2 protein-coding genes are annotated in these 1,817 nt (G+C 61.7%); one reads left to right on the forward strand and one right to left on the reverse strand.

The features are described 5' to 3' along the window. On the reverse strand, positions 1-512 hold a 512-nt coding region (locus tag EN893_RS32170; protein WP_164901312.1), incomplete at its 3' end, for a TetR/AcrR family transcriptional regulator. A 145-nt stretch (positions 513-657) separates the two neighbouring features. Here EN893_RS32170 and EN893_RS32175 point away from each other — a divergent pair. Further along, positions 658-1,817 (forward strand): efflux RND transporter periplasmic adaptor subunit (locus tag EN893_RS32175; RefSeq protein ID WP_128362100.1); only part of this gene is annotated, 1,160 nt, incomplete at its 3' end.

The raw sequence follows: 1,817 nt of genomic DNA on the forward strand, positions 1-1,817 counted from the left end.
GACGATACCAGAAGCTCTCGCTCATCTTTCGACAGGACATCCGAATCGAAGAGGTTCATGCTGCGCAATCCCTCGATGGCGAGATAGCAGATTAACAGCGATTTGAGATCCGGCGTCTCACCTTTCAGCCGCTCGAAAAGCTGCCTCTTGAAGGTCTTTATCGGCATCATGAAATCGGGATCCTCGGCGATGGCCGAGAAAATCCAGGACGCCGACGGCTGCTTTTCCTCGCAATCATTGGCTGACAGCCTGATGTAGACAGCCAGGGGATTTTCGTCCTTGTCATTTGTGCGGGCGGCTTCCAGTGCGTGCTCGAACTCACGCAGATAGCCTTCGACCAAACCTTGCATCAATTTGGCCTTGGTCGGGAAATTGTAGAGGAGCCCTCCCTTCGACACGCCGGCACGGCTGGCTACGGCATCCAGCGACAGGCTGCCTGGTCCGGATTCCCGGGCAACATCAGCCGCCGCGGCGAGAATCTTCTCGCGCGAATTCGGTCTTTGGGCTCTCATGGGGCCTCCCATCGCAAGCTTAGGCCCAATTGACAAGACCGTCCAGACGGTACAGGAAGACCGCCATTATTTGAAATCGGGACCCGCAGTCGATATGTGTCCCGATATCCGCGCTTCGCGCCGGATTTCGACTGAGGGGACTTCCTTGTTCAAGCGCATACTCCGTATCTTTATCATTGTTCTGGTTCTGGCTCTGCTCGTCGTCGTGGTCGGCGGCATCGTCGGCTTCAACTTCCTGCGCGACAACGGCATCAAGCAGTATTTCGCATCGATGAAGCCGCCGGCGGCAACCGTGTCGACCACCATCGCCAAGCCTTCGGCCTGGACGCCAGGCGTCGAGGCTATCGGTACGGTCAAGGCTGTGCGCGGTGTCGACCTGGCGGTCGAGACCACCGGTATCGTCAAGGACATCCTTTTCCATGCCAACCAGAAGGTGGCCGACAATGCGGTTCTGCTGCAGCTCGATGACGCCGTCGAGCGCGCCGATCTCGACGCACAGAAAGCGCAGGCCGCGCTCGACCAGACCTCGCTGGCCCGCGCCATTGAACTGACCAGGCGTGGCGTCGGCTCCGACTCGACGCTGGACACGGCGCGTGCGGCGGCCTCGGCCTCGGCATCTCAGGTCACCAAGCTGCAGGCCGTACTCGAACAGAAGCAGCTGACGGCGCCTTTCGGCGGCACGGTGGGCATTCCGAAAATCGATATCGGCCAGTATCTGGCGCCCGGCACCGCCGTGGTGACATTGCAGGACCTCGACACGATGCGGGTCGATTTCTCGGTTCCCGAACAGCAACTCGCCTTGCTCAAGATCGGCCAGACGATTCGATTGGGCCTTGGCGGTGAGGACAGGCCATTCGCAGGCGCCATTCGCGGCATCGACCCGAAGATCGACTCGTCCAGCCGGCTGGTGAACATCCGGGCGGAAGTCGCCAATCCCGATGGCAAGCTGACCCCCGGCCAGTTCGTGCAGGTGCGTGTCGAGCTGCCCGAAGAGCAGAACGTGCTGACCCTGCCGCAGACGGCGCTGACGACAAGCCTCTATGGCGACTACATCTTCGTGGTGCAGCCGGCCAAGCCTGCCGAGGCGGCCCCAGCCAAGCCGGAGGAAAAACCCGCCGCGCCGTCAGCCGACAAATCGGCGGAAGCCAAGCCTGCGGACACCAAGCCGGCCGATGCCATGAAGCCGGCGGCTGATGCAGCCAAGCCTGCCGCCGATGCGGCAAAACCAACCGACAAGGCTGCCGATCCGGCCAAGCCGGCGGCGGAAGGTGACAAGCCCGCGCTCGTGCTGTCGCAGGTGTTCGT

The organism is Mesorhizobium sp. M7A.F.Ca.CA.004.04.2.1 (assembly GCF_004022825.1).
Taxonomy (GTDB): domain Bacteria; phylum Pseudomonadota; class Alphaproteobacteria; order Rhizobiales; family Rhizobiaceae; genus Mesorhizobium.